We start from the raw sequence: 4,770 nt of genomic DNA on the forward strand, positions 1-4,770 counted from the left end.
CCAAATGGATCGATCACAATGCCATGAATCTGATTTAATGCCATCTTCACAAATGGCATATATTGATTATATGTCATAACCAAGGAATGGATTTCACTATCTTGATCCCATTTTTTCAATTGATCCATACTTGAGAAGACAGGAAAGAAACTATCTCCCTTATCATTTTGAATCAAAGACAATTGGAATTGTGTATTTGGTTCAAAGACTAAGACTCCCTTTTCATTGCGAGAAGGGTCTTTATCCCATTGTGCTGGAATTAGAAAATTAGTCGAAATAAACGCATCCAACAAGTTTCTAAATGCTGAATCTGTTTTTTCTCTATTAAATACAATTAATGTTTCTTGTAGTTTTTCATTTTTAAATTCATTTACCATATTTATTCCCCTGAAATTGTACACTCTTCAAATGCGATACTTGGACTTACAACCTGGTGATAACTCCAATCTAAATCGTTACCCACACTAATTACGTGTTTCATCATATTTAAGAAATTATTTGCGACGGTAACCAAGGTAACATTCTTATCTCTTTTACCATCCTTTACCCAGAAGCCTGAGCATTGTAGTGAGAAGTTTGTAGAAACAAAATCAAGTCCAGCATGAAGACCCGCTAAATTCTGTACGACAAAGCCATCCTTAATTTTTGTACATAAATCCTCAAAACTATCATTTCCCGGTACAATGTAACAATTCATTGGCTGTACACTTACGCTAGATGCATAGCCCGATTTAAAGCCATTTCCTGTACTCTTTGTATGCATTCGATTGGCACTTCTTGTGTCATGAAGCATCATAACATATTTTCCGTGATCCACCAAAGTTTTTGAAGAAGTTGGACACCCCTCATCATCAAAATTGGCAATACTTAGACAATCCGTATTCTTTGGATTATCAATAATTGTGATTTGTTCAGAGAAAATTTGTTCATTAAACTTATCTTTTAAAGGTGAAATTCCCTTATACATTAATTCCCCATTAAATAAACCAGTAAAGGCGGCAAATAAAGATGTCATCGCATCCTTTTCAAAGATGACTGGACATGTACAGCTTGGAATTGGTGTGGCCTTTAATTTATTTAAAGCCTTATCGCAAACACGAGAAACAAATGAATCCAAATCATACTTTTCAAAGTCATAAACAACTTCAACTAAACTTGCATCCTTGACTTCTTCCTCTTCTTTAACGACAACACTGGCAACAATGTACTGCATTTCATCAGCATCTTGTACATCCATGCCTAAGCTATTCACAATACTGCGACTTCCACTGCCTTGGCTATAGCCTAAATATCCAACTTGAATGACACGTGGATCATAGGCTAGAATCTTAGCTTCTAAGCTTTGAAGAACATCCTTCACATATTCTGTACTAGCCATATTCCAAGTCACATCTTTTTTTGCGTACTCAATTGGTTCTGGTTTTCTTAACGAATCGGTTTCTTCATTTGAAATAATATGTGCTTGTTCAATCAATGATTTTAGAACAGTTTCACACATAGAATCATCTATTTCTTCCAATGCCATATTGGCCATTTTTCCATCTACAATTCCACGAATACTTGTACCTGTCACTTTACTGGATACTAAAGTGTCCATTTGTCCTTGAAACCAAGTCATTTCTTTTTCAACCGTTGTAGATTGATAGATTTCAAATTCCTGAATACCTAGGCCAAGTGCTTTTTCAATCCATACTTGTTTATTCATTGGCCGTACCTCCTACTGTAATTTGTGAAACACGAATGGCCGGTTGACCTACATCTGTAGGAATCGAACCAGAACTAGCGCCACACATACCTTGTCCACGCTCTAAGTTTTTACCCACGCGATCAATATTAAATAGGATATCTGCACCATTGCCAATTAAAGAAGCCCCTTTTACTGGATAGGAAATCTTGCCATCTTCAATTAAATAACCTTCTAATACGGCAAAGTTAAATTCTCCGGTTTGTGGATTTACACTTCCACCACCCATTTTCTTTGCGTATAGTCCTCGCTTGATTTCTTCAAACATTTCGTCAAAATCATCATTTCCAGCCGCAATATATGTATTTGTCATACGCGAAGTTGTTTCAAATTTATAAGACTGACGACGTGAACTTGAAGTCGATTCAAGACCCATCCTTCGACCATTCAAGCGGTCTATCATATAACTCTTTAAAATACCATTCTCAATTAATACACGTTTTTGTTGGGGATTTCCCTCATCATCTACGTTTTGTGAGCCCCATGCATTTGGAATTGTGCCATCATCAATAGCTGTAACTTTATCACTTGCGACTTTTTGACCTAATTTATTACAGAATACACTCTGATTTTTACTGACTGAACTTGCTTCTAAGGCATGTCCACAAGCTTCATGGAAAATAACACCGCCAAAGCCATTATCAATAATGACTGGCATTTTACCAGATGGACAATCTTTTGCCTCTAATAATACTAATGCGATACGACTTGCTTCTTGTCCAATAGATTCTGGAGTTCTTTCTTCAAAGAATTCTAAGCCTTTACTTGCGCCTGGTGCTTCATAACCAGATTGTAAGTTTTGGCCATCTTGGGCAAAAGAGGATACAGACATACGACAACGAATTCTTGTATCATGTACGAGCCTTCCTTCACTATTTGAAATCTGTACATTTTGGCATACACTTGCCAACCCTACAGATACTTTTTGAATTTTATCTGAATATGCTTTAGCCGCATCACTTGCACGTACCATTAAGGCAACTTTAGATTCTAATGAAGCTTCTACAGGATTTTCCTTGATTGGATGAAGATTTTCATGAGTTTCTTCAACCAAAGAGATCGATACAGATTTAGATTCTATGCCAAAACCTCCACGCAAATCATCCACTAAGGCATTTAATGATTCTTCATTTGTTTCATTTGTGTATCCATATACAGATTGCACACCTTTATATAGACGAATTCCAATGCCAGCACGAATCAATACGTTTGTATCTTCTAATTTTCCATTTAACATGGATAAAGATTCCGTTGTACCTTCTTCTTCAAAGATTTCGGCAAAATCACAAGAAGAAGCCATACAACGTTCTAATAATTTTTCTAATTGTTCCTTCTTTAACATATTTATCCCTCAATGCAATCTACAAATCGTTTTGTGATTAATTGAGGACGAGTAATAATAGATCCTACTACAACACTAAAGCATCCAAGTTCTAATACACGGCGTGCTTTTTCTGGTGTATCAATATTTCCTTCGGCAATCATTGGTACATTTGATTGTTCTAAATATTTACGCATTAACTCAAAATCATTTGTTTCCACTTTATCGCCCTTACTCTCTTCTGTATATCCAACTAATGTTGTTCCTACAAAATCAAAGCCTAATTGAGCGGCATGAAGACACTCTTCTAATGTAGAGCAGTCTGCCATTAATTTTTGTTCTGGATACTTAGCACGAATATCAGCATACAATTCATCTAAAGTTCTTCCATCTGGACGAACACGACAAGTTGCATCTAAGGCAACGATTTCTGGATGTGCCCCTTCAATCAATTCATCGATTTCTTTCATTGTAGGTGTAATAAATACTGGACAATCCCCATATACTCGTTTAATAATTCCAATAACTGGTAAATCAACTTCTTTTTGAATTTCATTAATATCCTCTACAGTATTAGCACGAATACCTTTTGCGCCTCCCCATTTAGCCGCTCTAGCCATACGTCCCATAATAAAAGATGAATGTAAAGGTTCATCTGGAAGCGCCTGACAAGATACGATTAAGTGTCCTTTTACTGATTCAATGTTACTCATGATTTAAATCTCCTTCTTCTTACTTATATATATAGGTAATTATACTACGTATATAGGTTGAAAAACACGAATTTGAAAAAAATTAAAAAAATTTTAAAAAAGTGCTTGCAATCATTTTAAAGTGATGGTATATTTAATGGGCACTGAGCGAGACACAAAAGCTCAGTTGAAATAAATGCGCCCATAGCTCAACTGGATAGAGCGTTTGACTACGGATCAAAAGGTTGTGGGTTCGATTCCTGCTGGGCGCGCCATTTATTTTTTTTCTAAAAATATCGGGATGTAGCACAGCTTGGTAGTGCACTTGATTTGGGATCAAGGGGTCGCAGGTTCAAATCCTGTCATCCCGACCATTATTTTATTTAATTCGGCTGGGTAGCTTAGTTGGCTAGAGCATCCGGTTCATACCCGGAAGGTCGTGAGTTCGAGTCTCACTCCAGCCACCAACGAGTTTAACTTGGACCCTTAGCTCAGTTGGTCAGAGCATCCGGCTCATAACCGGCGGGTCGTAGGTTCGAGTCCTACAGGGTCCACCAATTATACATATGCAGAAGTACCCAAGTGGCTGAAGGGTCCGGTCTTGAAAACCGGTAGGTCGTGCGAGCGGCGCCTGGGTTCGAATCCCAGCTTCTGCGCCATCTTAATTAATTCATATCGCGGGATAGAGCAGTCTGGTAGCTCGTCGGGCTCATAACCCGGAGGTCGTTGGTTCAAATCCTTCTCCCGCAACCATGTGGTCTCATAGCTCAGTTGGTAGAGCAAAGGACTGAAAATCCTTGTGTCGTTGGTTCGATTCCGACTGAGACCACCATTTGTCAAAGATTGCACCTAGCATTTGCCAGGTGCTTTTTTTATGCCTTATTTAAAGCATATTCTCACATTATGGTTATATTGGCGCAATAAATTTGGATGGGGTTAGGTGAATTTGCTCTCCAAGAATTTAAGGGGCGGCATATACCCCAAAACGTTTTATAGCTGATATTGGGCTCAGA

At 37.8% G+C, this 4,770-nt stretch carries 4 protein-coding genes and 7 tRNA genes; 7 read left to right on the forward strand and 4 right to left on the reverse strand.

All coding sequences use genetic code 11. The annotated features are described in order from the left end of the window. The 4 genes from ACZQCL_RS06490 to ACZQCL_RS06505 all read right to left on the reverse strand — a co-directional run. Positions 1 to 377, reverse strand: a 377-nt coding sequence (locus tag ACZQCL_RS06490) for an SseB family protein (protein ID WP_482482332.1), incomplete at its 3' end; no start/stop codon positions are given. A 2-nt stretch (positions 378 to 379) separates the two neighbouring features. Next, a complete protein-coding gene (locus tag ACZQCL_RS06495; protein WP_482482334.1) occupies positions 380 to 1,705 on the reverse strand; it encodes a TldD/PmbA family protein in 1,326 nt (441 codons plus the stop codon). Then, the gene (locus ACZQCL_RS06500) at positions 1,698 to 3,086 is read right to left on the reverse strand and encodes a TldD/PmbA family protein (RefSeq protein WP_482482336.1); all 1,389 of its coding nucleotides are present in this window, start codon (positions 3,084 to 3,086) and stop codon (positions 1,698 to 1,700) included. Before ACZQCL_RS06500 ends, ACZQCL_RS06495 begins: the two co-directional genes overlap by 8 nt. 2 nt (positions 3,087 to 3,088) lie before the next feature. After that, positions 3,089 to 3,778 (reverse strand): N-acetylmannosamine-6-phosphate 2-epimerase, encoded by a 690-nt coding sequence (locus tag ACZQCL_RS06505; protein ID WP_003866240.1) that lies wholly within the window; start codon positions 3,776 to 3,778, stop codon positions 3,089 to 3,091. Positions 3,779 to 3,955: 177 nt separating this feature from the next. Here ACZQCL_RS06505 and ACZQCL_RS06510 point away from each other — a divergent pair. From ACZQCL_RS06510 to ACZQCL_RS06540, 7 genes are all read left to right on the forward strand, one after another. Next, a tRNA-Arg gene (locus tag ACZQCL_RS06510) sits at positions 3,956 to 4,032 on the forward strand. 22 nt (positions 4,033 to 4,054) lie between these two features. Next, positions 4,055 to 4,131, forward strand: a tRNA-Pro gene (locus ACZQCL_RS06515). A gap of 16 nt (positions 4,132 to 4,147) precedes the next feature. After that, positions 4,148 to 4,224 (forward strand) — tRNA-Met (locus ACZQCL_RS06520). Positions 4,225 to 4,237: 13 nt separating this feature from the next. Then, positions 4,238 to 4,314: transfer RNA gene (locus tag ACZQCL_RS06525), tRNA-Ile, on the forward strand. 11 nt (positions 4,315 to 4,325) lie between these two features. After that, positions 4,326 to 4,416, forward strand: a tRNA-Ser gene (locus ACZQCL_RS06530). Between the two features lie 17 nt (positions 4,417 to 4,433). Continuing rightward, positions 4,434 to 4,510 (forward strand) — tRNA-Met (locus ACZQCL_RS06535). 3 nt (positions 4,511 to 4,513) lie between these two features. After that, a tRNA-Phe gene (locus tag ACZQCL_RS06540) sits at positions 4,514 to 4,589 on the forward strand. Positions 4,590 to 4,770: the final 181 nt, after the last annotated feature.

The organism is Holdemanella sp., from assembly GCF_056804935.1.